3 protein-coding genes are annotated in these 1,771 nt (G+C 37.4%); all 3 read left to right on the top strand.

The genetic code is table 11. The features are described from left to right. Positions 1-111: 111 nt before the first annotated feature. Positions 112-648, top strand: coding sequence for a phage antirepressor N-terminal domain-containing protein (locus J1N10_RS20795; protein ID WP_262328655.1), 537 nt, complete (start codon positions 112-114; stop codon positions 646-648). Between the two features lie 5 nt (positions 649-653). Then, positions 654-944, top strand: coding sequence for a hypothetical protein (locus tag J1N10_RS20790; protein WP_262328654.1), 291 nt, complete (start codon positions 654-656; stop codon positions 942-944). A gap of 3 nt (positions 945-947) precedes the next feature. Further along, the coding region (locus J1N10_RS20785) for a DNA primase (RefSeq protein WP_262328653.1) at positions 948-1,771 on the top strand (824 nt) is incomplete at its 3' end.

Genomic DNA, 1,771 nt, shown 5'->3' with positions numbered 1-1,771 from the left:
AGCCACAAAGAGATAAAGCAAATAATAACCGCCCTTGGCAATTAGCTCGGTTCCGGCAGGGTTGTTCAAGGGTAGCCCTGCCATTATTTAAGTATAAAATTCAGAACGATTATGAAGACAAAGACAGTAGCAAGAATCAAAGATGTTAGCATCATGCTTATTGATGATGCAGAAAAGTTAGTACCCATAAAACCAATATGTCAAGCTTTAGAAGTTAATTACTCAAGCCAGTTAGAAAAAATTAAGAGTGATGAAATTTTGGGTTCAACTGTACCGCTCAGGGGTATAGTTGCTGCCGATGGGAAAGAACGAGAAATGGCTTGTATTCCTTTTAAGCTTGTATTCGGTTGGCTATTTACAATTAATCCCAAGAATGTCAAGTCTGAGGCTAAAGAACAAATCATTAAGTATAGGCTGGAATGCTACAATGCCCTTTTCAATTATTTCACCGACCAGGGAGAGTTTTTAGAGCAAAAGCAAAAAGCTTTGGAAAAGCAATTAGAAGAAGTGGAACGAATACGAAATGATTATAGCGACCAAAAGAAGCTGCTCAATGACGCACGAAAGACACTTAACGATATAAAGGAGTTGACTTTTGAAGAATGGCAAATGAATAAACGACAATTATCACTGGACTTTCCAAAATAAAACACATGACAGCATTAGCACCTAATACGGTATCGAAGTTATATTATTTCGATAACCGCATAAAGAGTTTCTATGAAAAAAACGGCTACTCCAACGTTCCGTTTGATGGCAATAAAATTCAAAAAATGATTGAAGATTCACAGTTGGAGCTGAATGCTCTCTTTTACAAGATTTGGGGTTCAGATATGGGCTACCACCTGTTAGATAAGTTTTACGATTTCAGGGGTAACGTGTATGAGTTTTTTATGAGCCTTGACAGCAGCAACCGTGAGTTAATGACAGGAAAAGATTGGTAGCCGATGGATGCAAAAAGGGTCATAGAACAAATCAATGATGAAGTTTACGAGATTGTCTCCAATTTTGTCACACTAAAGAAAGCAGGGATTAATTACAAAGCTTGTTGTCCGTTTCATAATGAAAAAACAGCTTCGTTCAGCGTTAATCCGGCAAAAGGAATTTTCAAATGCTTTGGTTGTGATAAAGGCGGTAATGCTATTGAGTTTATAAAGGAGCATGAAAATGTTGAGTTTAAAGAAGCCGTTGAAATTGGTGCAAAGCTTTTAAACCTCAATTTTGAATGGAAGAAAAGCACCAATTGGGATGAAGCCAAATTCAAACATGAAGAAAGTCTGAAAATTGCTTGTAGTATTATTGAGAAGTTCTTTTTGGAACAGGTTAATCACAAAGATGCCCAGCAGTATATCAAGGAGCGTAACATGGCTATTCCTGAAAACGGTAGTTTCAATATTGGTTATGCTCCAACGGACAATGCTCTACTGACCCATGCAAGAGAAAAAGGATTAAAAACAGAGATACTTGAAGAAATTGGCGTACTTAAAAGCAATGACAAAGGCGTTTATGACTTTTTTAGAAACCGATTGATATTTCCTGTTTCCAATTCACGAGGTCAGACTATTGCATTCGCCGGGCGTGACCTGAATGAAAATCCAAAGGTTAAGTATTTGAATACACCTGAAAGCAGAATCTACATAAAAGGCAATGAGCTGTATGCTTTAAATGTGGCTCGTTTTGCCATTAAAAACAATGACAGAGCATATATAGTTGAAGGTTATTCCGATGTGCTTCGGATGCACGATATAGATGTGGTAAACACAGTTGCGAC

The sequence above is a fragment of the Carboxylicivirga litoralis genome, assembly GCF_025499605.1.
In the GTDB taxonomy this organism is placed as follows: Bacteria; Bacteroidota; Bacteroidia; order Bacteroidales; family Marinilabiliaceae; genus Carboxylicivirga; species Carboxylicivirga litoralis.
The sequence above is the reverse complement of the archived record's forward strand: the minus strand, read 5'-3'. Positions and strand labels throughout refer to the sequence as shown.